Here is a 24,208-nt window from a genome sequence, read left to right on the forward strand (position 1 = left end):
GCTGCAGAAGCGCCGCGCGCTTCTGCAGAGAAAACCGTGTCACACTTTTTTGGAAATGCTCTGGTCCGTTCGCGCCCGGCGCGTGTCGGAAAGCACTAAGCCGTTGCAAGCGTTGAAAAAACCTACCCCGATAATAGTCAGCCCAGCAGCCTGCGGTTGAATTTGCCTCAAGATCGCCAGCACGTTGCGCGCGGCCCGTTTGTATCCAGGCGGTTCGCCACGTCGGAGCGCCTGGGCTATCGTTCCGGCTATTACGGCCGCAACCGCGAGGTGATGGAGAGCCATCGCGTCCTAGCCACGAAGACCACATCGTGGCAACTTCTTGTTAACCACATGCTCGGTGAAAATATCGGATTAACCCCAGATGCCACTATCGAGGTTATGTTCCGTACCTTAGCGTTCAATATGAGTTCAAGGGATGTGTGGATTCGGGGGTTATTTCGGGTCAATCCGGGATGCGGAAGCTTTGCTCACGCACATGGTAGCCGCAATTGCCCATCGTGGGCCGGATGAGCAAGGGAAATTCGTAGCACCCGATGCCGGGCTCGGGCATGCGCGGCTGTCGGTGATCGGCATCGGCGATGGCCAGCAACCGATGTCCGACGAGGCCGGCAATTTGACGATTGCGTTCAACGGCGAGATTTTCAACTACATAGAACTGCGCGAAGGGCTGATCGCCAAGGGCCGGGACTTTCGGACGTCGAGCGACACAGAGGTCATCCTTCAGCTCTATGAGGAGATGGGCGAAGACTGCTTGTCTCTCCTGAACGGTGATTTCGCCTTGGCGATATGGGACAATCGGCAGCGACGAATGGTGCTTGCACGAGACCGCATGGGTGTCCGGCCGCTGTTCTACACAAGCAAGGACGGGGTGCTTTACTTTGCCTCGGAGATCAAAGCCCTGCTGAAGGTCCCGGGCGTCTCCGCTGAAATTGATCCGGTTGCGCTGGATCAGATCTTTACGCTGTGGGCGCCGATCGCTCCGCGCACGGCGTTCCGCAATATCCACGAGTTGGAACCGGCAAGTGTGATGATCGCGACGCAGGGGCAGGTCACGGTCAAACGGTACTGGCACCTGGACTATCCGCATCGTGATGAGCCGTCGAAGATCACGAACGAGGACCACGCGGCAGAGGAATTGCAAGCCCTTCTGACCGATGCGGTGAGGCTTCGCATGCGGGCCGACGTGCCGGTCGGTTCCTATCTTTCCGGAGGGCTCGATTCGTCGCTTGTTTCGGCGCTTGCCGCCGGCATGACTCCTCGGAGACTGGAGACATTTTCCGTAACCTTCGACAGCGCCGAGCATGACGAAAGCGCCTTTCAGACCGAAATGGCCTCGGCGCTCGGCACGCGCCACCACGCCATAGAATGCGGCGCCCGCGATATCGCCAGCGTCTTTCCTGAGGTCATCCGCTTTACCGAGCGGCCGATCATCCGCACGGCGCCAGCGCCACTCTACAAATTGTCCGCGCTGGTTCGCCAGGCCGGCCTGAAGGTGGTGCTGACGGGTGAAGGCGCCGACGAGGTCTTCGCCGGCTATGACGTCTTCAAGGAGGCGCGTGTCCGCCGGTTCTGCGGGCGGCAGCCCACATCGCGCATTAGGCCGCAGCTGTTCCGCCGGCTTTACCCGTATCTGCCGGGCCTGCAACAGCAATCGGTGGAGTATCTGGCTGCCTTCTTCGGCACCAGCAACGCTGCCCTCGACGATCCGCTGTTCTCGCATCGGCCACGCTTCAAGACAACGGCGGCGGCGAAAATCTTCTTTTCCGGCGACCTGCGCGCGACGTTGAAGGGTTATGACGCAGCTGAAGAGCTAACCAGCCGCCTACCCGAGGCGTTTTCCCTATGGCATCCGCTGCATCAGGCGCAATATCTCGAAACCCGCTTCCTCCTGCCCGGCTACATCCTCTCCAGCCAAGGCGATCGGATGGCCATGGCGCACGGCATCGAAGGGCGGTTTCCTTTCCTGGATCATCGCGTGGTAGAGTTCGCGGCAAGACTTCCGCCGGAGATGAAACTGAAAGGCTTGATGGAGAAGCACATATTGCGCAAGGTGGCCAGGCACCACCTTCCGGCGGCGATCGGTAAACGCACCAAGCAACCTTACCGCGCCCCGGAGGCCCGCTCCTTCGTCCGGGCGGAGGAACTAGACTATGTTCGTGACTGCCTGGGCGAGGCGAGCATTACTGCCGGCGGCCTGTTCAACGCCAAGGCGGTGGCCAAGCTCCACGAGAAATGCCGCATGGAGACCGCGACCGGATTTCGCGACAACGCCGCCTTCGTCGGCATTCTGTCGACGCAGCTGTGGCAGAAGAATTTCGCCGGCCAAGCGGTCGGCGCGGCAAGAGCGGCCTGAGACGGCGAGGAAAAGGAAAGACATGATGACGGCAATCAAGGACAGGGTCAGAAGCTTTATCGTCGATAACTTCCTGTTCGGCGACACCTCCTACAAACTGTCGGATTCAGCCTCGCTGATCGAGAACGACATTATCGACTCGACTGCGGTACTTGAGCTGGTGGCCTTCATCGAGGACAATTTCGGCATCGCGATGGTGGACGCCGACATCGTTCCGGCCAACCTGGACTCGCTTGACCGCATCTCGTCCTTCATCGAGGCGAGAGCACAAACGCTGGCAGCGTAAGCGCCAACGGCGAGGAACGTCCCGTGCGGATCGAGCATTTTCTGGTGGCGAAGGCTGCTGCCCACCCGGCCAAGACGGCATTGGTCACCAAGGGCAAAAGGCTGAGCTACGAAGAACTCGACGACCTTTCGAGCCGGCTGGCCACCGCTCTCTTCATTAATGGGATCAGGCGCGACGACCGCGTTCTGATCTTCATGGACAATTGCTGGGAGGCGGCCGTATCGATCTTTGCCGCACTCAAGGCAGGTGCGACCTTCAGTCCGATCAACCCCTCCACAAAGGCCGACAAGCTCGGTTACGTCATCGCCGATTGCGACGCCAGGGCGGTCCTGACGCAGGCGAAGCTGATGCCCGTGGTCACCGAAGCCTGCGCATCGCAAGGCAAGCCCGGCATCTTCGTGGCTTCCACCCCTGGGTCCGATGGGCAATGCCCGGCAGGGGCCGCGTCCCTGACTGACTGCCTGACGTTCGATGGCGCGGAGGTAAACCATCGCGGCATCGACGTCGACCTTGCGATGCTGATCTACACGTCAGGTTCGACCGGCCGGCCCAAGGGTGTGATGATGACGCATCGCAATTGCGACGCTGCCGCGGGGTCGATCGCCACCTATCTGCGCAACGCGCCGGACGACATCATCCTGAACGTCCTCCCGCTTGCCTTCGACTATGGCCTCTACCAGTTGCTGATGGCAGTCAGGCTCGGGGCCACGCTGGTGCTCGAGAAGTCCTTCGCCTTCCCGCACGAGATCTTCGAACGCATCCGCAAAGAGGGCGTCACCGGCCTTCCGCTGGTGCCTACCATGGCGGCGATGATCCTGCAGATGCGTGATCTGGCGCCGGGTTTCCTGCCCAGCCTCCGCTATATTTCCAACACCGCGGCCGCCTTGCCGCCAGCCCACATAGAACGCCTGCGCTCGCTGCTGCCCGGCGTCCGGATCTATTCGATGTATGGGCTGACCGAATGCAAGCGCTGCACCTATTTGCCACCCGAGGAACTTGACCGCCGGCCAGGGTCGGTCGGCATAGCCATCCCCAACACGGAAGCCTTTGTCGTCGACGACCTTGGACAACGCGTGCCGGCGGGCGTGGCAGGTGAGCTCGTCATCCGCGGTCCGCACGTGATGCAGGGCTATTGGCGCAACAAGGCCGCGACGGAACGAGCGCTCCGGCCGGGGCCTAACCCTTGGGAAAAGGTGCTCTATACGGGCGACCTGTTCCAGACCGACGAGGACGGCTTTCTCTATTTTGTCGGGCGTAAGGACGACATCATCAAGACGCGTGGCGAGAAGGTCGCCCCCAAGGAAGTGGAGGCAGTGCTCCACGCCCATCCAGGTATCGCGGAAGCGGTGGTCGTCGGCGTGCCGGATCCGGTGCTGGGGCATGCGATCGGCGCGCTCGTCGTGCGGTCCGATCCGGCGCTTGGCGGAAAGGACATCATTCGTCACTGCGCGCGCCACCTGGAGGATTTCATGGTCCCCAAAATCATAGAGTTCCGCAGCGAATTACCGAAGACGGAGTCGGGCAAGGTCAGCCGCCGGCTCGCGGCTGAGATGATGGAGGCCGAGCAATGAACATCGGCTCAACCCAGGATGCGCCGGCCTTCACGCAAGCCCTGGTCATCGATCCCGCCGCCGAAACGGACAGGATCGTGGCGGCCCTGCGCGAGCAGTTGCGCGGCATTCGCAAGCGCGGCCTCGTGCTCGGTCTTTCGGGCGGTATAGATTCCAGCGTTTCGGCTGCATTGGCCGCGCGGGCCGTCGGCCACCAGAATGTGCTGTGCGTCCTCATGCCGGAAAGCGATTCCGACCCCGAAAGCCTGCGGCTCGGCCATCTGGTCGCCGACACTTTCGGCGTCGAGGCCGTTGTGGAGGATATCGGGCCGACCCTGCGGGCAATGGGCTGCTATGAACGCCGCGACGCCTTCATCCGCGAATTGGTCCCGGACTATGGCAAGGGCTGGGCCTCGAAGATCGTGATCGCGAACGTGCTCGAAGGCGAGGGCTACAACATCTCGTCGCTGGTGGTGCAGGACCCGCAAGGCAAGCAGACGAAACTGCGGATGCCGGTGGCTGTCTACCTCGGCATCGTTGCCGCCACCAACATGAAGCAGCGCACCCGCAAGCAGCTCGAATATTATCATGCCGAGCGGCTGAACTTCGCCGTGCTCGGCACACCGAACCGGCTGGAATACGACCAGGGGTTCTTCGTCAAGAACGGCGACGGCGCCGCCGACGTCAAGCCGATCGCGCATCTCTACAAGACGCAGGTCTATGCGCTAGCCGCCTATCTCGGCATTCCGGAAGAGGTCCGCAACCGGCCGCCGACCACCGACACCTACTCGCTGGCGCAGACGCAGGAAGAATTCTACTTCTCCCTGCCTTACGATCGGATGGATCTGTGTCTCTACGGCCTCAACAACGGCGTGTCCGCCGAGGTGGTAGGGCAAGCGGCGGGATTGACCGCCTCACAGATCGAACGCGTCTGGGCCGACATCGCCGCCAAGCGAAAGGCAACGCGCTATCTGCACCTGCGCCCGCAGCTCGTTGGCGGCGTGGACGAAGTCGGCTCCTGACCTGATGCATATCGAGCAAAAGTGATCCGGTTTTGCGATACGACATGCATCAAGAAAAACTCAGAGCGCATCGCATGAACCCGATTTCATGCGAGGCACTCTAAGCTCTTGTTTTAACGCGATTCCGGCCGGAAAACCGCGCACCCTTTCCTGGAATTGCTCTAGGCGGAACGCTTCAGGTGAAGCGGCCGCCGATCAACTGGCTCCACTGCTCGCCCGCAAGCCCGTTCAGAAAGACCTGCGCGTTCTTCATGGCATCGAGAAGCTCGGGATCGCGTGAATGCACGACGGTCGAGGCGACCGGTATGAAGGCTATGCGTCTTACAAGCATGGCGTCCAGAAGCGCGGGCTGGACGCGGCCGCGCAAGCCGGAGACACCGCGCCGGGCGGCATGCTCGACCAGGCAATCGATCACCGGCCCGGCCTGGCCGGGAAGAGCGAGGACCTGCAGCACGCGGCCGATCCCGTCCGGTCGCGCGTAATAGGCGAAAGCGCCGACATTGGCGCCGTTCGGCGATGCCACCGACACGCAGACAAGCTCTCCGAAATCCGGCTTTTGCGCCGCATCGCCCAGAATATGGTTGAGCTGACCTTCCGCCCACTGCGGACGTAGCGGAAACTGGGCGCAAAGCGGCTCCAGCAGCCCCGCAAAGCTGCCGCTGTCGATCTCGGAGGTCCTAAATGCCCCCCGGCTCGACGCGTTGGCGACGACGCCGGTCCAGCGTCGTTGACTGCCCTTCATTTTGCGAAGGTAGAGCCGGTCCACCATCCGGGCGAGCGGGTTTAACATCCAGGCAAGCTTCATGTGACTGGCAAAAAGGCTGAGCATGAAGGTCGCCGGCCGCATCACGCGAACCCAGTCAAGGCTGTATTGCGGCAGCACAACGCCGCGAAGCCGCGTCCACAGTTTCACGGACGTATCATTGGCGGTTTCGCTGAAGGAGATGTCCTGCGGACCATCGAGGAAGGCCTTCAACAGGCGGGCACCGGCCATCGGATCGGTCTCGTGATCCTCGACCATCAGCGAGCTGCAGATGGCAGCGTAGAGCTGCCGGCCGTTGAATTTCATTGGCAGCGCATGAACGCCGACGAAGCCGGAAACCTGGCCGGCGTCATTGACATGGACAAGCGAACGGAGCCCGCTGCCCCAGTCGGGTGCGTCCAGATAAAACCGCCTCATGTAATCGACGAGGGAGGCCGGCGCTGGCCCCCGCTTCTTGCGCAGCATGCGTTGAAACATGCCCGCGACGGCCGCAAGGTCGGCCTGATCGAGGGCGCGGACGACGCTCACGCCGGGCTCCCGGTTCCGGGAACCCGGCCACCATGTTTGCGCGCCATGGCGACACGGGGCTGGCCGTCGGCCGTCACGGCAAAGGTTGGGGTTTCGTAGGATTTCGTTCTCGATAAAAGGGTTGCTATCTGCCGATCTTGACCTTCGCCGAACTCAAATAGCAGCCATCCGCCTGGCTTGAGGAAAGCTGCGGCATCCCGGACCAGCCTTTGGAGGATCGAAATACCGTAAGGGCCGCCGTCGAAAGCTTCCCGAGGTTCGTTCTCCAACAGATGCGCGCTTTCGCTATCGAGACGGGATGAGGAAATATAGGGCGGGTTGCACACGACCATGTCGGCAGCGCCGCGGAGGCCGTCACCCTCGATCGCGGCAAATAGGTCGCCTTGCCGGACCTTGATCCTGTCCTGCAGGGCGAGGCGCACAACATTGCGGCGGGCAAGCGAAACCGTGCTGTCGGTCAGGTCCGCCGCCCATGCCCGAGCCCGAGGACATTCGCTGACGATGCCCACGGCAAGATTGCCGCTGCCGCAGCACATGTCGATCAGGATCGTTTCGTGCGCCTGTTCGCCAAGAATGGCCGCGGCCGTCCGGCCAAGCAGTTCCGTTTCGGCTCGCGGCACCAGAACGTCAGGCGCGAGTTCCAGCTCAACCCGCATGAGGCGGTGCAATCTCGGCCAATTGCGATCGTTTGCACGGCCGGCAGGAAGGCTGTGATGCTGCGGCAAGGAAATTCCCTATGCTGAGGGGATGAAACGCGGGTTCCCTGTTGTTACCAACTCCGGGTAAATTGATGTTAAAGATCATGATTGGATTGGGAGTAACCGGCCTATGTTGGCGGCGTCCTGTCCCATCAATGGCGGATTCCTGTGCCGCCGCAAGCCGATCCATGCGCTAATTCAGAGCAACGCCTCGTACCGGTCTCCGATCTTTTCAATTTCGAAATCCGCCGCCCTGCTTTTCAGGATCGCGGCGGTTGTCGGCTGGTCGAGCATTCCGGCCATCGCCACTGCCAGGGCCGCGGCATCGCCGACCGGCACCAGGGCGCCGAAGCGGCCGTCATCAAGTATTTCGCGCGGGCCGTGCGGCGCGTCCGTGGAGACCACCGGAATCCCCGCTGCCATGGCCTCGACCAGAACATTGCCGAAGCCCTCGCTGGTCGATGATAGGACGAACAAGTCAGCTACGGCGTAGCAGGCCGCCGGATCATTGACATAGCCCGCAAACAGAACGTCTGCGCCGATACCGGATTCTTCGGCATAGGCGCGCAACTCGTCGGCCAGCGGACCCTCGCCGAAGATGACAAGCCGGGCCCGGCGCCCGGCGCGCAGCACAGCGAAGGCCCGCAGCAACGTCCAATGATCCTTAACGGGCACCAGGCGTCCGGCGGTGATGATGATGGGGCCGTCGCCCATCGCCGCGAGCTCTGCCTGCCAGGCGTAGGCGCGTTGCTGGGATGCCGCAGCCGGCGGCAGCGGGTTGTTGATGACCACGACCTTGGATTTCGGGAAGCCTCGGGCCACAAGATCGCCGCCGACACCCTCAGAAACCGCGATGGCCCTGGTGGCGCGGGCCGCAACCAGGGCCGAAAGCCAGACCGCCATTTTCGCGCCAAGGCTGCCGGAAGGCAGTGAGGCGGCGGCGTGGAAACTCGGGAAGAACCGCGCCCTGCTTCGCGCGAGGGAAAGCGCCAGCGCCACGACCAGATTGGCGAATTCCGGGGCGCTGTAGATCGCGTCGGGAGAAAGGCGGCCAAGCAGGCCCGCGCTTCGCACGATGCCTTTCAATGTCGCCCACTTGCCATAACCCTCGCCGCGAATGGGGAGGCCGAAATCGACCAGATGCACGGCAGGCGAAAGCAGGGCGGCATTGGGCCCCTGCGCGTTCCAGGTAAAAAGCGTGACGTTGTGGCCGCGCGATGCCAGCTCGTTCGCTATCAGGACGAACACACGCTCGGCGCCGCCGCCCCTGAGGCTGGCAATGTGAAAGACAATCCGCTTCGCCATTTCAGGCGCGGCTGGCATTGACATCCGGGCGGTTCGGCGGAAGCCGCATGTCGCGCACGATACCCAGGGTAATGGCGAGCAACATGCCGAGGATCATGCCGCCAATGGCCCCCAGGCCGATCATCACGACGGTGCGCGGGGGCCATGAACGGCCCTTTGGCGGCACTGCGGTGGAAATCACCTGCACATTGGTGCTGTCGATCTGTTCGCGCTCGGTTATCTGGCGTGCCCGCGACAGGAAGCTCTCATAGATGGCCGTCTTCGACGCGGCGTCACGTTCAAGCTCACGCAAGGCGACCTCGGAATCGCTATCCGAGAACACGTTGCCCTTCAAGTCATTCATCTTGGCATTGAGGGAGGCCGACGAGGTTTTGGCGGCATCGAGATTGACCTTCGCCAGGCGCAGGGTGCGCGCGTATTCGGCGCTGAGTTGCGCGCTGACCGTGTTGTACTCCGTCTTCAGCCTGACGATCGACGGATGACGGGGGCCAAAGGTCATCGACTGCGAATCGATCTGCTGGCGCAGGCCGTTGGCCGTTGCGCGCAGCGCCACAAGCGCCTCCGACGTGGCGGGACCGGAATTGGTGCCGTTTGCGCCGGCGGCAAGCAGGGCGTCGTAACTTGCCTGCGCGGCGATGACGCGCGATTGCGTCTCCACGATCTGGCCGTTGAGCTGGGTCATGGTTTGCGAGGAAACAAGCTGCCCATTGCTGGTGGCCAGATTGTGGCTGCGCCTATAGGCTTCGACCTTCTCTTCGGCCGCCTGCACATCGCTCTTGAGCTGGCCCAGCCGCCCGTCCAGCGCCGCCGCGGCACGGCTGGCGCCGGAAGCCTCGGCGCTGGCCAGCTCTTCCTGGAAAGTCTTGACGATATCCTGCGAAATCAGGATCGCCTTGGCGGGGGTTTCCGCCGATACCATCAAGGTCGTGACAAACGACTTTTCATCCGCGATGCTGCCAACCCGTTCCGCCAGGTTCTTCAGGGCGGTAAGCTCTGGATCGGGTTTGGCGCCGTCCGTCCCTGTGCGGCTACGGTCCGCGTCGAAGAACTCCGGGTCACTGGCCAGGTCAAGATCGTCTACAACACGTGAAAGCACGCTGCCCGAGGTCAAGATGCGCTCTTTGCTGCGCGCGCTGAGCAGCTGTCCATCGACCTGGGCCGATTGCGGGTAAAGATCGTTCGGAACAACCTGAAGATTGGCGGGATTGATGAGGATGTCCGTGGTCACGGTGTAGCGCTGCTTGCTCAGCAGAGCGTAGGCACCGCCGATGATCCCGCCGGCTATTGCCAGCAGGCATACCAGAGCGAGGCCGGCGCGCAGCCAGACAAACAGACGCCCGAAATCGAGTTCGAGAAAGGTTCCGATCTTGTTGAGCGTCACCGTCGTGACGGGCTCGGCTACAGGCGGCGCCACGGGTGCAGGCGACACAGGGGCCGACGTTACAGGGGCCGACGTTACAGGGGCCGACGTTACAGCGGGTGCCGCCGCATGTGCCATGATCGGCGCGGTTTGTTGCGGCTTTGGCCTGCTGGCGCGCCGCGCATTTTCGATCCGTTCATAGGGGCTAATGCCGGCGGCGGCCGCGGCTGGAGGAGGACCGGAAGCGGCGGACATCATGCTAACCCTTTAATATTCAATACGCACAGCCTGCTTTACGGAAACATCGTTAACATTTCATTTTCCAGGCGTGTCAGGCGCGTTCCGGAACAGCGATCTATCCACCCTTGGTCGGTATTCTGCCACGCCCGTCGTAGCCTGGCAAAGCGTGCAGGCGTTTCAAATGGAAATACAAGAGGTCGTCGCGAGGGCACCCGCAAGGAGCGGGCTTGGCGTCATGTCGCTGTTGATGCTGGTTGGCCTTGAAGGGGCGTGCCGGTTTGGCGCCCATCCGGCTTTCGATAAGCGAGCAACAAGATGACGAGCAGCATGATATCCGGCGCCTTCGAAGAAAGGGCATTGTTTGACAATGCCGCGAGGATGGACGCGGCCGCTGCGATATGGGCGGCCCGAGGCGTATTGCGCAGGAGCTTGAAAAGGAACCGGAAGAAAGCAAACGCGAAGAGCAGGGCGATCGGCAGGCCGAACAAAAGCGTAAGAACGACCGGCGTGCTTTCGATGAAGGGGAGGTTGAGCTTTTCGTTGACGATCTTCAACAACTCGTTGGGATTCATGCCAAGCAGGATGTCCCTCCATTCAACGAACTTGAATACATCGTAGATCTTGACGCGCGCGTCGTAATTTTGATCAAAGAGCGTGTTGCTGAAGCGGTTCAGCAGCCCCGCCGAAAAGAGTATCGCAATCAGTATGGCGCCACCGGCCAGCGTCAGCATCAGCACCAGGAGTTTGGCCTGGCGTTGATGTCTGGGTGACAAGTCCGGCCAAGGCAGGAACACGAGCAGGAACAGGATCTCGCCGCAAGCGAGCAGCAGGGCGGTGCGCGCGCCCGAAGCGGCCGTGCCGATGAAGAGAATGAAGATGCAAAGCGCGCACACCCAGATACGCCACCGCGTCAATGCAACGAAACCTATGGCGGTGGTGCAAAGCGCGCCCAGCGCCAGCGGATGGGCCGACAGTCCGATCGGCCGAAAGTCCAGCTCAACGAGGGGATAGGGCAGGAATCGATGCTGGGTGACGGCCTCGATCGTTCCGATGATGGCGCTGAGGACGATCATGCCGACGATGACATTGCCAAGCGCCCTGCGCACATGGTCACCCAAGGCAAGCATGATCATCGCCGCGGCACAAGAGACCAGATAGGAATCGATTATGAAGCCGGCCGAGCCGGCACGGCCTATCACGAAGAGATAAGGCACCAGCCACAACAGCAGCAGCGAATATAACAATGTCGCCTTGAACAGCCTGACTTCATCGCCTTCGAGCCGAATTGGCCGGGTCGTGGCGATGACGACAAGCAGCAGAAAGATGGCATAGGTCCCGATATGCAGCTTTTCGGGAAACGACCCCCCCTCCGTCGAATAGGACATCACCATATTCATCAACTGCGGAGAGATGGTCGAGCGGAGCAGGAAAGCGAAGGCCGCGAGGAGAAAGAACAGGAGTGTGAGGGCGTCTTGGCGGCTGGCCTGCGCGGTCACGAACTGTTGCTCTGTGGGGGTGACACTCACGATTATCCGACCAGCGTTGCGGCTTGCGATTGAGATGGCAGGGGACGAACGCGCCCCCGGGTACATTTTCCTGCACGAACGTAAAGGAATATGGATAACCCGATCTTAACAGTGGCGATGCCGGGCATGGGCCGCCACATGTCAGCTTTGCCGAAAAGCCGGACACCGCTCATTGAAATCTCACCAAAGTGCGCCGCGTGGGAACGAATGCACGCAATGCACTTGCGCGACATGCATCGGCAGCCGGATTTACGCTATTCGTGAACTCGGTAACCCACACTTAATTGGCCGGTCGTATTGATGGCGATGCTTTGCACGGCGCCCGACGCGCTGCCTGTGGACGGCACAATGGCATCAGGCACCGGCAAAGCGCAGGAGATCAAGGTGAAGAAGTTCTATTCGATTCAGTATCTTCGCGCCTGCGCCGCCTTGCTGGTTCTGTTCGCACACGCCTTTTCCTATCAGATTGGCGTGGACAATCTGATTATTGTGACGGCGGGCCGCCTGGGCGTCGTTCTGTTCTTTGTCATCAGCGGTTTCATAATGGTCCATATTACGGGAGATGGTCCGTTTTCCGCTGCCACCTTCCTGAAACGCCGAGCAATCCGGATCATCCCCCTTTACTGGCTTTTCACCAGCCTCGCCGCGGTTCTGGCGGCGCTCGCGCCAAGTCTCTTCCAGAAGACCGTCTTTACGTGGCCCCACTATCTTCAGTCGCTCCTCTTCATTGTTCACGAAGCGCCTGGACGGGATAGCGCCAGTCCAATCCTCTCACTCGGCTGGACGCTCAATTACGAGGTATTTTTCTATATCGCTTTTGCGGTGTTCGCATTCCTGTCCGTGACCTCGCGCGTATTTGTGCTGACGGTCTTTTTCATTGCGATGTGGATAGCCGGGCTGTGGCTGGCTCCCACCAACCCTGTTATCCAGTTCTATCTCAACCCTTCTCCGGTGGCATTCGTCATCGGTATGTGGATAGGGCGGCGCTATTTGGACGGTGATTTCACTTCCGACATACGCCATGCCTGGGTATTCGGCGTAATGACCGCTGCGGGCGGGGTGCTTTCATTCGTCGATGACGGTACGCCGCTCTTGGGTCAGATCAGCTTCGCGGGACAAGCAATGTGGGCGGCGGGCCTACTTCATCTCAGCCTCATTCTGGAGCCGAAACTCAAGCACTGGAGCCTTCTCGAGCAGTTGGGCGACGCTTCCTACGCGCTTTATCTGTCGCATATCTTCGTGATCGGCGCTGTGGCGTACCTGGCCAGACGCACCGTCGGATACGAGCATCCGACAACGGTATTGTTGGTGTCGGTGGTCAGCATCGTGGCAGCCTGCCTCGTCAGTCTGGTGATTTACCAGATGATCGAGAAGCCGATTCTTCAGACCCTGAACGGCAAAAGGAAGACGAGAAACACACCGCTTCCTCATATTGCCACGGAGAACAAATAAGCAGGCCAAGCAACGGGACGGTCACGGCTTTCAGCGCTTCAGTCAGCCCGCGCTGTCCACGACCTCGACATTGCCGGCGCGGTTAAGCGTATGAATGCCCGTGCGTGCCCATGCCGGACCCGCGCCGATCGGCCGGGGCGAGGCGAAGCGGACATCGGACGCGTCGAGTCGCTCAAGCTGCATCAGCCCCAGACCACCGCCATAGGCCCTCGATCCGTTCTGCACCGGCAGCACCAGGGCATCGTCCTGGCGGATAAAGGCGCCGCCCGGCCGGGTGGCCGAATGATCGACGGCAATGGGATTGAGCGGATGGGCGACCCATGGCCCGCGCAGCGAGGGCGCGCAATAGACCGCCATCGTGTCCGACGCGCTGCCGTAGCCGAACCGCTCCGTTCCAACCAGCCAGAAGCGACCGTCGGATTCGAGCAGCGTCGCGTCGTTGAAATCCCTGTCCGCCATCAGCACCGTGTCGCGGACCCAGCGGTCGGGAAACTGCGCGGCGCGATAGAGCACAAGTTCGCGAGCCGAACCACTTTCGGGGATCATGAAAATCTCGCCATCGTGTGCGAACACCTGCGGATACGACAGGTGGTGCGCTTCCTCCAATACAACCCTTGGAACACCGAAAGTGCCATCGTCACCGAGCTCGGCGACGGAAATCACGCCGCGACTCGTCGCGTAGGGGAATTCCTCGACAAACAGATGATGGCGGCGGTCGGCCTCGAAGACGAACGGGTCGGCATAGAAGCGTTGGCCATCGTCCGGCAGGACTGTGAACGGTTTGCCGTCGAGTTGCCCGGTTTCGGCGATGCCTGGTCCGTCGATCACCCGATAGGCAACCTGCCAATAGAAGGGGCGTCGTCCCCGCCTGATTTTTTGCACGGCGCGATCGATCAAAGCCCTGCCAAAAAAGGGCACATAGTGTCGAACAAAACTGTCGTTCTTCAGGATCGGCACCGGGTTGTCGGTTACCGGCACAAGCTTGCCCGCAAAGAAGCGGGCGACGGTTTGCATGATCAGCGACATGGCGCCGGCGAGCAGGTCGTTGCAGCTTCGAGATAGCCAGAGCCTGTCTGCCAGCATCGGTCTAGCCTGGGCCACGACAACGCCATCGAGGCGAGCGCCAAGTTCAGGCAATTGTCCGCTCGCCAACATTGCGGCAACGCCGGCTGGAAAGCTGTTGCGACCGCAAAATTCGAGCCTCAGGACTGGCGCGTCTTGCCCCGTTGCGCTGGCAGTGAGATCTATGACGAGGTCCGGAGGGCCGCGATCGATGGGCGGCAACGGCTCGGACCGGCCCGCCAGCGAGGGACCGAAACGCCGGCTCTCGATCGCCAAGACAGTGTCCAGCCCCCGAGCGGTTGGCGCCGGCGCCGGCGCGTGGCAACTCGAGACCACATAACCTGCCGCACCCAACCGCATGAAAAGCTCATTTTCCCAGCGCCGGGATGCGACGGCGTGGCCGATGATTAAAATATTAGTCAACCCAAGTTATTCTCGTTAAAGCAAAAAATGGCTTTGCTCTGGTATCTTTCCCCACAGTTCCTGGCAAGGGTTGCCCAAGGGGGCCTGCGGACTCTAGCGTTAATCATACGTTAATTTTTTTGAATACGAAGGCGGTTCAGGGCGCTATTGTTAGGCTGAAAGCACATGTCAGCCGGGCGCCCACGCTTTCGGTGACCAGGGTCAACCATGAACGCCGTTTCACATCCGAAATTGCCCTCAAGGCGAAAACTGCTGATCGTGTTCGGCACGAGGCCGGAGGCGCTCAAATGTTTTCCGGTGGCGCGCGCCGCGCTTGCCCATCCGGGCTTTACCACGGAAATATGTGTGACGGGCCAGCATCGCGAGATGGTCGATCAGGTCATTGAACTGACGGGCCTGCCGGTGCACTACGATCTCAACATCATGCAGCCAGGTCAGACGTTGTTCGACGTGACCTCGCGCGTGCTCCTCGGAATGGCGGGGGTGCTGGAGAAGGCGAAGCCGGACATCGTCATCGTCCAGGGCGACACAACCACCGCGATGACCGCGGCTCTAGCTGCCTTCTACAAGCGGATTCCGGTTGCCCATATCGAGGCGGGATTGCGCAGCCACAACATCAACTCTCCCTTTCCGGAGGAACTGAACCGCAAGATTGCCGGCAACATCGCCACTTGGCATTTTGCGCCGACCACCGAGGCGCGCGACAATCTCATCGCCGAAGGAAAGGCTGCGAACACCATCTTCGTAACCGGCAATACCGTGATCGACACGCTGCTGCATTTCTCCAGCGAGATCGATGCCGACAAGCTGATGAACGCCAAGCTCGCCGCTCGTTTCCCCTTCATCGATCCGACCAAGAAAATGATCCTCGTCACCGGTCATCGCCGTGAGAATTTCGATGGCGGCATCCAGAGGATCTGCACCGCGCTGAAGGCATTGTCGGCGCGCAGGGATGTGCAGATCATCTACCCGGTCCATCCCAACCCGAATGTGCGCTCCGTGGTCGAAGCCGAAATCGGGACGGTGCCGAACATCCACCTGATCGACCCGCAGGACTATTTGCCGTTCCTGTACCTGCAGAAACAGAGCTACCTGGTGTTGACCGACAGCGGCGGCGTGCAGGAAGAGGCGCCTTCACTCGGCAAGCCGGTGCTGGTGATGCGGGAAAACACGGAGCGACCCGAAGGGATCGCCGCTGGTACTGCCCGGCTGGTCGGTACCGATATCGAAAAAATTCTGGCCAATGCCAATAGCCTGCTCGATGATGAGAGCGTCTATCGCGGCATGGCGGAGAGGCACAACCCATACGGCGATGGCCAAGCTGCGACCCGGATCGTTGAGGAATTGCTGAATCATGGCTGAAATCAAAACCGTTTCCGTTATCGGCATGGGCTATATCGGCCTGCCGACCTGTGCCATTTTTGCCAGCCGCGGACTCGATGTCATCGGTGTCGATATCAACGAGGCGGTGGTCGCGAAGGTCAACCGCGGCGAAATCCACATCATCGAACCGGACCTGGATGGTTTGATCCAGAAAGTCGTCGCCAATGGCAAGCTCAAGGCATTCAGTACGCCTCAGCCGGCCGATGCCTATATTATCGCCGTTCCAACTCCGATCACCCCGGACCGCAAGCCGGATGTCAGCTACGTGCTTGCGGCAGCGCGAAGCATCGCTCCGGTGCTAAAACGGGACGACCTGGTGGTGCTGGAATCAACATCGCCGGTCGGTACGACGCGTGTCATGACAGCGCTGCTCGCGGAACTGCGACCCGATCTCAAATTTCCCGTCGCACATGGCGAGGAAGCTGACGTCCTGGTCGCCTACTCTCCCGAGCGCGTGCTGCCGGGAAAGGTGCTGACCGAACTGATCAACAATGATCGCTCGATCGGCGGGCTGTCCCGAAAGTCTTCGGAGCGGACAGCGGCACTCTATTCAAGCTTCGTCGCCGGCGACCTGTTCATAACCCAGGCCGAAAGCGCGGAACTGGTTAAGCTGACCGAAAATGCGTTCCGCGATGTCAATATCGCCTTCGCCAATGAGCTTGCGGCGGTGTGCCAGGATCTGTCGCTCAACGTCTGGGAGGTAATCGATCTCGCCAACCGGCATCCTCGCGTGAACATCCTGCAGCCGAGCCCGGGCGTGGGCGGCCACTGCATTGCGATCGATCCGTATTTTATCATCGACGCCGCACCGAACAATACGCGGCTGATCAGTTCGGCACGGCGCATCAATTCCGAGCGACCCTTGTCGGTGGTCAGGGACATCGAGGCATTGCTCGACCCGACCCGCAAGCAGACGATCGCCTGTCTTGGCCTCAGCTTCAAACCCAATATCGACGATATGCGCGAGAGCCCGGCTGTCGAGGTTGTTAAGCTTCTGTCCAAGATTCCCAATATCAAGATCGTCGCTGCCGAGCCCAATGCGCGTCAGTTGCCACACGAGCTCGAGGGCAGCGGCGTCATGTTCACCGATGCACTTTCCGCTATTGACCAATCCGATATCGTCGTCCTGCTGGTCGACCATCGACAATTCAATCTGATCGATCCCGAAGCGCTCAAGGACAAGAAGCTCGTCGACACACGGGGCCTGTGGACCTGGCGCAAGGCGCGCAAGCCCGACGCCCGCATCGAAGGCAAGAAATCCGAAATGGAACGCTCGCAGTCTCTCGCTCGCACCGGAGAAGCGGCATGAACTCGCATGACACGGCATGGGCGCAACACTCTCTATTGGCATCACGCCGCCGCGAGTTTCTCGGTGCGACCATCCATGCGCTGACCATGGCCGAGACGCTGGCCATCGCAGACGAGGCGATGGCGACGCGGCGGCCGCTTCATCATGTTGTCGTGAACGTCGCCAAGCTTGTGAACATGCGCAAGAATGCCGAACTGCGCGAGGATGTCGTCGGGGCGGATATGGTCAATGTCGACGGCAAAGGCGTGCTTTGGGGCGCGCGGCTCTGCGGCGTCGAGTTGCCGGAGCGTGTGACCGGCGTCGACGTCATGATCAACCTGCTTGCGCTGTGCGCCAGGCGTGGCTATCGCCCCTACCTTCTGGGCGCTGAACAGCACATTCTCGACGCAGTTGAAAGCCGACTTGCCAGAGATCATCCGAGCCTGGCCATTGCCGGCAGGCGCAATGGGTATTTCAAGGCGGACGAAGAGGCCGCGATCGTCGAGGCCATCAACGCTTCAGGTGCCGACTGCCTGTTTGTGGCGATGCCGACGCCGAGCAAGGAGCGCTTTCTCAAGCGCTATCGCGACGTACTCGCTCCGAGTTTCGTCATGGGCGTGGGCGGCAGCTTCGACGTCTATGGTGGAAAGGTCGCCCGGGCACCGAAACTGGTTCAGGCGGCCGGCCTGGAGTGGCTGTTCCGTGTGGCACAGGAGCCGCGACGCTTGTGGCGCCGCTACTACGATACCAACACCGCCTATGCAGTGCTGCTGTGGCGTGAGTTCTGGTCTCGCCGGGGACGCCGAAACGTCAATCCGTAGGCTCGCGACTTTCAGACAAGCATGCCTCATTGCGCGGGATTTATGCGATCCGGAGCCGTGCCCTTAGCTTGCCGATGAACTGCGTCACGGCCGCGGGGTGAAACAACCAGGTCAGTCCCAGGAAAGCCGCAGCGCCGGCGACACCGCCCGCCGCGAGCGGAAAGATCGCCGGCATATTGCCCAGCGCAGTGCTGGCAAGGCTGGCGGCCAGTCCGGTGCAGATAGAAATGATGGCCGAGACAGCGATGTCGCGCCAGGGAACCGGCACCGGCGTGAGCCTCTCGGCGATGACGATGCAGGCTGCAAGACCTGCCAGCGATCCGCCCGCCAACGCCAACGCCGCGCCAACCTCCGCCATGGTGGGAATCAACAGAAAAGACAGTGAAATCGTTGCCACCGAGCCGAAGGAATTGGCGATGATCAGCAACCACGGCCGCTTATGTGCGTGCACCACGACGCCATAAACGAAGCTTGTGAGATTGGCACAAAGAACGCTGAAGGCGATGATCGGAAACAGCAGACCGAAGCGACCATGATATTCCGCGGGCAGCAGGAGTCGCGTGATGTCGCCGCTGAGCGCGATAAGCATTGCTGCGACCGGCAGGCAAAGGCGTATCATCAAGGCCATGAGTTGCGACAACAACCGCCCGGACGCCTCGGATCCCTCGTCGTCGAAGCGGCTGACCACTTCTGGAAATGCGCCCATGTTGATTGCGTTGGCGACCATATCGATCGGCTGCCGAGCCAATGCGTAGGCGGCTGCGAAGACAGCCACCGCGCCGGCATCGTAGTAGAACTTGAGGAAGACGCGTTCAGCGCTGTTGAGACCGAAACCGACCAGCGCCATGATGACGAGGGGCACGCCGAGGGCAAAAAACTCCTTGTGGGTGAAGCGCGGCGGGCCGCCAATAACGCGCCCGGATGCCACAACGCACGCCACGATGCCGGCAATCAGCACGGCGAGGCTCGAGCCGAGCGATACCGTCAGAAAAGAGCATTGGAAGATAAGGGTGGCGGCGATCGGCAAGGCCAGTTGCAGCAGGCCGCGCAGATATTCAAGCATCGAATAGAGGGAATGACGCTGCTGCATTTGCAGCACCGTCAACGCGAACCGGCTGATGGAGCCGGCAATCAGATAGCTGCAGACGGCGATTGCAAATTCTATCCAGCGCTCCGGCACGATCACCGCCGAGGCGATCACGGATATGATCAGGGCCAGCACCGTGGTGGCAAGCAATACCTGTCCGGCAAGCATCAGGCTGCCACGGCTGACGTCGCCTTTTCCACCAAGCCGCAGCAAGGCAATGCGCAGCCAGTTGGTAACGGCAACATCCGTCATTTCGCCCACGGTGACCACCAGGGTCAGCAGGCCATACTCGGTCTGGTCGATCAACCGCGTCATGACGACCAGCAGGAGCAGAGCGGAGACCCGCGTCAGCAGAATAGCTGGGCCATAGATGAGCGTGGAACGGAGCAGCAAAGGGTTGTCCCCGGAAAATTTGCCGTCGATTAACCGTTGACCGACGGGAATTCCAGCATGATGACGGCAAAGGGTGAACGGATACAGTTTGAACCAAAAGATTTGTCGTAAACCTTTTTTGGAACGTTTGCTTTACGGTCACCCGGCATCCGCAATCCAAATGGTGTCATGTTGCAGCGTCTCGCCCACAATAGAAAAATACATGTCTTGGTCGCAACGCCCTCGGGCGTTTCGGGACAAGGCGGCATCGACCGGATCATGGGGGCGCTGAAGCAGGAGTTCGAACGGCAAGAGATCGCCGACATCGATCTGCGCTTTCTTTCCAGCCGTGGCCCGGGACATGTCGGGCTTTCGATCTTCTACATGCTTGGTTTTTGCGCGCGGATGCTTGCGGCCCGCCTCGACAGACGCGCCGACGTCATTCACATCAATATATCGGTCTCCGGCAGCACCTATCGCAAGATGATGATCGCCGCCTGCGCCAGGCTGTTGTCGATACCATATGTCCTTCATCTGCATGGGGCGCAGTATCAGACATTCTGGAAAGATGATCATAGTTTCATGAGCCGCCGTATCAGGGCTCTGTTCGAGCATGCCGGCCGGGTGATTGTCCTGGGGGGGCTTTGGCGCGATTTCGTCGCCAGCCGGGCACCGGCGAACGGCGGCAATATTGTCATCGTTCCCAACGCCACGGCAGTTCCTTCCCTGGCGCATGTCGGCGGAGGCGATCACGTGCACATCCTGTTCCTCGGCCGCATCGGCGAGCGAAAGGGCGTGCCGCAGTTGGGCGAGGCGCTGGAGCGGATGAAACATCTCAGGGGTTGGCGTGCCACGATCGCCGGCGATGGTGAGGTCGAGCCGGCACGAGCGAGGTCGGTCGCTCTAGGGATTGCCGACCGTATTGCTTTTCCGGGCTGGGTGGGACCTGACGAGGTCGCATCACTGATCGCTTCGGCCGATATTCTGGTGCTCCCCTCGTTCGCCGAAAATCTGCCAATGTCGGTGATCGAAGGCATGGCGGCCGGCCTGGCTGTCGTGGCCACCCCGGTTGGCGCGGTCGAGGACATCATCACCCACGAACAATCCGGTCTGTTGGTGCCGCCCGGCGATGTGGCGGCGTTGACCGAGGCGTTAACTCGGCTGGTCGAGGATACGGCGCTGCGCGCGCGGCTTGGCGCCGCCGCCATGGCGGTGCACCGGGAAAGGCTTGAGCTTGCACCGTTTGTCGACGCGATCTGCGATGTCTGGAGATCGGTCGCGTCCGAGGCGCGATCGGTCAAGCGCTGACGCTGTCCTTCATTGTCGTCACTGCGGCGGGCCAAGCGCGAATTCGCGGTGGAATATCTCCAGGTTCAAAAGCGCCCATATCAGTTTTTCGTGGTCCGCGGCGCGCTCGGCGTGCTCCCTGACAATCTGGTCCAGCTTCTTGGCGCTCAAATAGCTACGGATGACCGAATGGGACGAACACAGATGGTCCCGTACATAATCGCTCATCGGCCCGCGGAACCATTCGGCGACGGGCACCTTGAAGCCGATCTTTGGGCGGTTGAGGGCCTCGTCGGGAACCATGCCGGCCATGCAGTCGCGCAGGATCTGTTTGCTGCCCAGGAGACCGAGCCTGTAATGATCGGGCAGCTGGCTGACGAAGGAAACCAGATCGCGATCAAGGAATGGCATTCGCCCCTCGATTGAACCGGCCATCATCATCCGGTCGCCCCGTTCCAAGAGGTTGTCGGGCAACCACGATGTCTGATCAAAAAACAACACACGGCGCAGATGGGATTCCGTCACACTCGAAGAGAACGGGAAATCGTTGCGGTCATGGCCGCAAGTGGCCAACCCACCGAGGAGCGAATCGCGTTCCCGCGCCGTCATGGCTCCAAACCAGGAGATCATCCGGGTGGCAAAGTCCCGTTCACCCGCGCTTCGGGCAAATATGTCGAACTTGGCCGATGCGCCGGGCAATGCGCGCATCAAAGGGGCGAGGAGATTGTTGTGAAGCGACGCTGGAACAAGTGACCGGTAGACACCCGCCAGAGACTCTGCGCGATGTTTGGGGTAGCCGCCGAGAATCTCGTCCGCCCCTTCGCCCGTAAGCACCATCTTGACGTCCCGCGAGGCTCGAACCGACATCAGGTAAATTGGAATGTCCGTACTTTGTGAAACAGGTGCCCCCCGATGGCGGACCATCTTGGGCAGATGATTCATCAGGTCATCCGCCTGGATGACGATTTCGCAATGATCGGTCTTGAAATGATCGGCGACGCGCCGGGCGAATGGAAGCTCGCTGTAAGCCTGTTCGCTGAAACCGACCGAAAACGTACGAATGGGGTTGTCGCTGTGCCTGGTCATCAGGGCAACGATTGCCGACGAGTCGAGCCCCCCGGACAGAAAGGCGCCAAACGGCGCATCACTGCGCATCCTGATCTCGACAGAACAGTCGAGCAATTCCAGAAATCGTCGCTTGGCGGTTCCTGGATCGATATCCGCTGTCAGATCGGTCTGATCCGGGGGCGCATAATAGCGCGTTTCCGTTACTTCCCCTTGCGACCACACAGCGTAGCTTCCCGGGTTGAGCTTGCGGATCTGTTTAAAAAGGGTCCGCGGTCCAGGCACGTAACGCCAGGTCAGATACTCGCGCACTCCATCAAGATCGAGCTGCTGGCCATCTGGCTGCGCAGACAACAACGCGCTGATCTCCGAGGCAAACGACAGCAAATCTCTGCCTTGCATGAGGTAAAGGGGTTTTTTTCCAAAGGGGTCGCGGGCGAGGATCAATTCGCGCCGTTGAGCGTCCCACAGCGCAAAAGCGAACATCCCGCTCAATCGGTCGAACATGGCCAGGCGCCACTGGTCATAAGCCCTGAGCAGCACTTCCGTGTCGGAGCGTGTGCGAAAACGGTGACCGAGACCGATCAACTCCTCACGCAGCTCGATGTAGTTGTATATTTCGCCGTTGAAAATAATCCGGAGCCGACCGTCCTCGGTCTGCATCGGCTGATTTGAATCGGCGTTTAAGTCAATAATCGCCAGGCGGCGATGCACCAATGCCAACTGGTCCTCGCCTGTATTCAGGTCCAGGAGTTCGATGCCTTCGGCATCGGGACCACGATGCTGCAAGGCATTCGACATCCCGGCGGCCCGATCTTGTGGCTTCTCGACCCTGCGCCCAATCCAGCCGGCAATTCCGCACATTCTTTCCCTTGGCCCTCTTTCCCTTGTTTGCGTCTGATTGAGGACACCAATCTACAGCGAATATATTAAATAGCTGCTCGGTGGAGTGATTTTAAAACTGAGCCTGATTTGGTTCGATCAGGCCCTCTCGGCTGCAACTGGAGGCGACAGTCCTTGGGTTTCACGCGATTGATCGCCAGCAACCAGGCAGACCGCTCGAACCGATCCTGACCCGATGACGAGTCATGGCAGGCCCAGTGCCCGCAACATATCCCAGTCCGGGATCGCAGGCCCCTTGGGTTGGATAACACTCATTCCGTAAGGATTGGAGAATTCCCAGGCCGACCACGGCATCGCGAAGCGTTCCGCCTCTCTGCGCACTGCCATGAGATAGCGCAGGCGATCAGCATCGAAAGCTCCCATGCGGCCATCCGCAGACATCAAGATAACGCCGAATTCGCCCACGAACAGGCGTCGGCTCGCTATGCCATGGGCTTCAGCCCAGTCGACCGCCTGACGGAAACCCGCTTCGAGCTGGCTCTGCCCCCAATTCTGCTCAAAGTATCGGGCGATCGTTTCACGCGCCGAGGCCATGTTCATCACCTCTTCGATCTGGCTCAAGCCGGCGGCGTCCATCTGCGCCTTGAGGGTTTCGGCGACCACTTCGGGCGTGCTGGCGTCGGCAGGCCAGGGAAGGCCGGAGGAGAAAGCGTTCTTGTCATCGGCCCGCTGGTGCGTGAAGCTGTGCGGATCATACATGTGGAAGCTGTAATAGACGTTGGGGTCGTCGAAGTTGGGGTCCAGGTTGACCAGTCCGGCGATGCTCCCGCCGCAGGCGCCGGTCGCGACGATGGTGAGTTCGCTGCTGAGGGCGCGAATATCGCGAACCGTGCCTGCCATGATCCGCTGCCAGTCATCGCTGCCGCTTGAATCGCAAGGGTAGTAGGCGGGCTCGTTATAGGGCTCGAGGGCGACCTTGTCGGCGCCAATTTTGATCAGCATGGTAGCCACCGCCACTACCATTTTGCGATAGCGGGCAACACCCTCGCTGTCGGCCCCGCCATAGATCATTTCCATGCTGTAGGCCGGAACCTGGCTGACGCCATGCAGATCGAAAACCACCTTGAGCCCGCTTGAAACGACCCGCTGCACCGCAGCGGCAAGCATGTCCAGCGCCTGTTGTCGTTTGGCGCCCTCGCTGGCAAGCAGAGGGCCAGGGTCGACACTCAGCCGGACAAAGTCGAAGCCCATGGATCGAATGCGATCAAACTGGTCGCCGTCCGGCCAATCGGTGAGCGGCCTGCCGCCCGCAAGCCATTCCTTCTCGCTGCGATAGGGCGGCCATTTGTAGGAACCATCTTTATCCACCGGCGACCAGTTGAGCCATTCATGGACGCCGACGCCGCGCTCAAGCGGGATCGGCGCCGCCTCGGCTGACATAGCCATGCCAAGCGCGCACGCTATGACGTAGACAACTTTTCTCATCGCAAA

General features: G+C 60.7%; 18 protein-coding genes. 9 read left to right on the top strand and 9 right to left on the bottom strand.

Features of this window, described 5'->3' with window-relative positions; translation table 11 throughout:
- The first annotated feature begins 418 nt into the window (after positions 1-418).
- From asnB (X750_RS154660) to nadE, 4 genes are read left to right on the top strand one after another with little or no spacing between them, the layout of a single operon-like run.
- Positions 419-2,356: an asparagine synthase (glutamine-hydrolyzing) gene (gene asnB, locus X750_RS154660; protein WP_023747181.1), complete on the top strand. Its 1,938-nt coding sequence runs from the start codon at positions 419-421 to the stop codon at positions 2,354-2,356.
- Between the two features lie 22 nt (positions 2,357-2,378).
- Positions 2,379-2,642 carry an acyl carrier protein gene (locus tag X750_RS154655; RefSeq protein ID WP_023671787.1) on the top strand — a complete coding sequence of 88 codons (264 nt, stop codon included), beginning with the start codon at positions 2,379-2,381 and terminating at the stop codon, positions 2,640-2,642.
- 23 nt (positions 2,643-2,665) lie between these two features.
- Entirely contained in the window at positions 2,666-4,213 is a 1,548-nt protein-coding gene (locus tag X750_RS154650; RefSeq protein WP_023747182.1) for an AMP-binding protein, read from the top strand.
- The gene (gene nadE, locus X750_RS154645) at positions 4,210-5,214 is read left to right on the top strand and encodes an NAD(+) synthase (RefSeq protein WP_023747183.1); all 1,005 of its coding nucleotides are present in this window, start codon (positions 4,210-4,212) and stop codon (positions 5,212-5,214) included. Before X750_RS154650 ends, nadE begins: the two co-directional genes overlap by 4 nt.
- Positions 5,215-5,389: 175 nt before the next feature.
- Here the strand turns inward: nadE and X750_RS154640 are convergent, their stop codons facing one another.
- From X750_RS154640 to X750_RS154620, 5 genes are all read right to left on the bottom strand, one after another.
- The gene (locus X750_RS154640) at positions 5,390-6,505 is read right to left on the bottom strand and encodes a hypothetical protein (RefSeq protein ID WP_023747184.1); all 1,116 of its coding nucleotides are present in this window, start codon (positions 6,503-6,505) and stop codon (positions 5,390-5,392) included.
- Positions 6,502-7,161, bottom strand: a complete 660-nt coding sequence (locus X750_RS154635; protein ID WP_023747185.1) for a HemK/PrmC family methyltransferase — start codon at positions 7,159-7,161, stop codon at positions 6,502-6,504. Before X750_RS154635 ends, X750_RS154640 begins: the two co-directional genes overlap by 4 nt.
- Before the next feature lie 240 nt (positions 7,162-7,401).
- Positions 7,402-8,508: a glycosyltransferase gene (locus tag X750_RS154630; protein ID WP_023691695.1), complete on the bottom strand. Its 1,107-nt coding sequence runs from the start codon at positions 8,506-8,508 to the stop codon at positions 7,402-7,404.
- A gap of 1 nt (position 8,509) precedes the next feature.
- A complete protein-coding gene (locus X750_RS154625) occupies positions 8,510-9,889 on the bottom strand; it encodes a GumC family protein (RefSeq protein ID WP_245271826.1) in 1,380 nt (459 codons plus the stop codon).
- Positions 9,890-10,341: 452 nt separating this feature from the next.
- Positions 10,342-11,604, bottom strand: coding sequence for a VpsF family polysaccharide biosynthesis protein (locus tag X750_RS154620; RefSeq protein WP_023671794.1), 1,263 nt, complete (start codon positions 11,602-11,604; stop codon positions 10,342-10,344).
- 378 nt (positions 11,605-11,982) lie between these two features.
- Here X750_RS154620 and X750_RS20480 point away from each other — a divergent pair, with 378 nt between their 5' ends.
- The gene (locus X750_RS20480; RefSeq protein ID WP_198020970.1) at positions 11,983-13,086 is read left to right on the top strand and encodes an acyltransferase; all 1,104 of its coding nucleotides are present in this window, start codon (positions 11,983-11,985) and stop codon (positions 13,084-13,086) included.
- Positions 13,087-13,128: 42 nt separating this feature from the next.
- Here the strand turns inward: X750_RS20480 and X750_RS0132475 are convergent, their stop codons facing one another.
- Positions 13,129-14,043, bottom strand: a complete 915-nt coding sequence (locus X750_RS0132475; RefSeq protein WP_245260025.1) for a hypothetical protein — start codon at positions 14,041-14,043, stop codon at positions 13,129-13,131.
- A gap of 735 nt (positions 14,044-14,778) precedes the next feature.
- Between X750_RS0132475 and wecB the strand changes: the two genes are divergently transcribed.
- The 3 genes from wecB to X750_RS154605 are packed head-to-tail and all read left to right on the top strand — an operon-like array spanning position 14,779 to position 18,063.
- Positions 14,779-15,933 carry a UDP-N-acetylglucosamine 2-epimerase (non-hydrolyzing) gene (gene wecB / locus X750_RS154615; RefSeq protein WP_023747190.1) on the top strand — a complete coding sequence of 385 codons (1,155 nt, stop codon included), beginning with the start codon at positions 14,779-14,781 and terminating at the stop codon, positions 15,931-15,933.
- Entirely contained in the window at positions 15,926-17,263 is a 1,338-nt protein-coding gene (wecC, locus tag X750_RS154610; RefSeq protein ID WP_023686301.1) for a UDP-N-acetyl-D-mannosamine dehydrogenase, read from the top strand. The genes wecB and wecC overlap by 8 nt, the downstream gene beginning before the upstream one ends.
- Complete coding sequence (locus X750_RS154605; protein ID WP_023703939.1) at positions 17,260-18,063, top strand: WecB/TagA/CpsF family glycosyltransferase; 804 nt, start codon at positions 17,260-17,262, stop codon at positions 18,061-18,063. The genes wecC and X750_RS154605 overlap by 4 nt, the downstream gene beginning before the upstream one ends.
- Positions 18,064-18,103: 40 nt before the next feature.
- Here the strand turns inward: X750_RS154605 and X750_RS154600 are convergent, their stop codons facing one another.
- Entirely contained in the window at positions 18,104-19,543 is a 1,440-nt protein-coding gene (locus tag X750_RS154600; protein WP_023703938.1) for a polysaccharide biosynthesis C-terminal domain-containing protein, read from the bottom strand.
- A 168-nt stretch (positions 19,544-19,711) separates the two neighbouring features.
- On the opposite strand from X750_RS154600, the gene X750_RS154595 reads away from it, so the two are divergent.
- Positions 19,712-20,830, top strand: coding sequence for a glycosyltransferase family 4 protein (locus X750_RS154595; protein WP_023671802.1), 1,119 nt, complete (start codon positions 19,712-19,714; stop codon positions 20,828-20,830).
- Between the two features lie 18 nt (positions 20,831-20,848).
- On the opposite strand, the gene asnB (X750_RS154590) is transcribed toward X750_RS154595, so the two are convergent.
- Entirely contained in the window at positions 20,849-22,738 is a 1,890-nt protein-coding gene (asnB, locus tag X750_RS154590) for an asparagine synthase (glutamine-hydrolyzing) (protein ID WP_023747191.1), read from the bottom strand.
- 222 nt (positions 22,739-22,960) lie between these two features.
- Positions 22,961-24,202 (bottom strand): cellulase family glycosylhydrolase, encoded by a 1,242-nt coding sequence (locus X750_RS154585; protein ID WP_031242752.1) that lies wholly within the window; start codon positions 24,200-24,202, stop codon positions 22,961-22,963.
- Between the last annotated feature and the right edge of the window lie 6 nt (positions 24,203-24,208).

Origin of the sequence: Mesorhizobium sp. LNJC391B00, assembly GCF_000502535.1 — a bacterium.
Classification (GTDB): Bacteria; Pseudomonadota; Alphaproteobacteria; order Rhizobiales; family Rhizobiaceae; genus Mesorhizobium.

What these genes read in the sequence shown, in the direction of transcription:
- wecC (WP_023686301.1), top strand. Translation starts at nt 15,926, where the DNA reads ATGGCTGAAATCAAAACCGTTTCCGTTATCGGCATGGGCTATATCGGC.
- nadE (WP_023747183.1), top strand. Translation starts at nt 4,210, where the DNA reads ATGAACATCGGCTCAACCCAGGATGCGCCGGCCTTCACGCAAGCCCTG.
- X750_RS154630 (WP_023691695.1), bottom strand. Translation starts at nt 8,508, where the DNA reads ATGGCGAAGCGGATTGTCTTTCACATTGCCAGCCTCAGGGGCGGCGGC.
- asnB (WP_023747191.1), bottom strand. Translation starts at nt 22,738, where the DNA reads ATGTGCGGAATTGCCGGCTGGATTGGGCGCAGGGTCGAGAAGCCACAA.
- X750_RS154635 (WP_023747185.1), bottom strand. Translation starts at nt 7,161, where the DNA reads ATGCGGGTTGAGCTGGAACTCGCGCCTGACGTTCTGGTGCCGCGAGCC.
- wecB (WP_023747190.1), top strand. Translation starts at nt 14,779, where the DNA reads ATGAACGCCGTTTCACATCCGAAATTGCCCTCAAGGCGAAAACTGCTG.
- X750_RS154595 (WP_023671802.1), top strand. Translation starts at nt 19,712, where the DNA reads ATGTTGCAGCGTCTCGCCCACAATAGAAAAATACATGTCTTGGTCGCA.
- X750_RS154605 (WP_023703939.1), top strand. Translation starts at nt 17,260, where the DNA reads ATGAACTCGCATGACACGGCATGGGCGCAACACTCTCTATTGGCATCA.
- asnB (WP_023747181.1), top strand. Translation starts at nt 419, where the DNA reads ATGTGTGGATTCGGGGGTTATTTCGGGTCAATCCGGGATGCGGAAGCT.
- X750_RS154585 (WP_031242752.1), bottom strand. Translation starts at nt 24,202, where the DNA reads ATGAGAAAAGTTGTCTACGTCATAGCGTGCGCGCTTGGCATGGCTATG.
- X750_RS154655 (WP_023671787.1), top strand. Translation starts at nt 2,379, where the DNA reads ATGATGACGGCAATCAAGGACAGGGTCAGAAGCTTTATCGTCGATAAC.
- X750_RS20480 (WP_198020970.1), top strand. Translation starts at nt 11,983, where the DNA reads ATGGCATCAGGCACCGGCAAAGCGCAGGAGATCAAGGTGAAGAAGTTC.